Below are 770 nucleotides of genomic sequence, written 5' to 3'. Positions count from 1 at the left end.
GATGCGGAAAAGCCGTTTCAGCGAAGAGCAGATCATTGGCATCCTGAAGGAGCACCAAGCCGGGATAGGCGCCAAGGAGTTGTGCCGGAAGCACGGCGTCAGCGATGGCACGTTTTACAAGTGGCGCTCGAAGTATGGCGGCATGGAGGTGTCAGAGGCCAAACGGCTGAAGGCCTTGGAGGCTGAGAACGCGAAGCTCAAGAAGATGCTCGCGGAGCACATGCTGGATGTGGCTACGCTCAAGGAGATGCTGGGAAAAAACTTTTGAAGCCTGGTGCAAGGCGACGAGCTGTGGACTGGGCCATGACAGAGAAGAGCTACAACCAGCGGCGGGCGTGTGCCCTGGCCGGGATCGACCCGCGTGTTTATCGGCGGCGATCAACCAGACCTGCGGACACCGAGCTGCGAGAGAGGCTGAAGGCGCTTTCCAGTGAACGGCGTCGCTTCGGCTACCGAAGGCTGCACCTGCTTCTTGGCCGCGAAGGCTGGAAGGTGAACTGGAAGAAGCTTTACCGGATCTACCGGGAAGAGGGCCTGACAGTGCGCAAGCGTGGCGGTCGCAAGCGCGCGATCGGAACGAGGGCGCCGATGGCGATCCCACAAGGGCCGAACCAGCGATGGTCCTTAGACTTCGTCTCGGACAGCCTCTCAGACGGGCGCCGGTTCCGGGTGCTGTGCGTCATCGACGACTTCAGCCGGGAATGCCTGGCCGCGGTCGTGGACACTTCGCTGTCAGGGCAACGTGTCAGCCGTGAGCTCGACAGCATCGC

1 pseudogene is annotated in these 770 nt (G+C 61.7%); it reads left to right on the top strand.

Features of this window, described 5'->3' with window-relative positions:
• Position 1: 1 nt before the first annotated feature.
• Positions 2 to 770, top strand: a pseudogene (locus LCM32_RS21905) (IS3 family transposase); the annotation flags it as partial.

The sequence above is a fragment of the Pseudooceanicola nanhaiensis genome (assembly GCF_020171315.1).
GTDB lineage: Bacteria > Pseudomonadota > Alphaproteobacteria > Rhodobacterales > Rhodobacteraceae > Pseudooceanicola > Pseudooceanicola nanhaiensis_A.
This window is presented reverse-complemented; position numbering and strand designations above follow the sequence as displayed.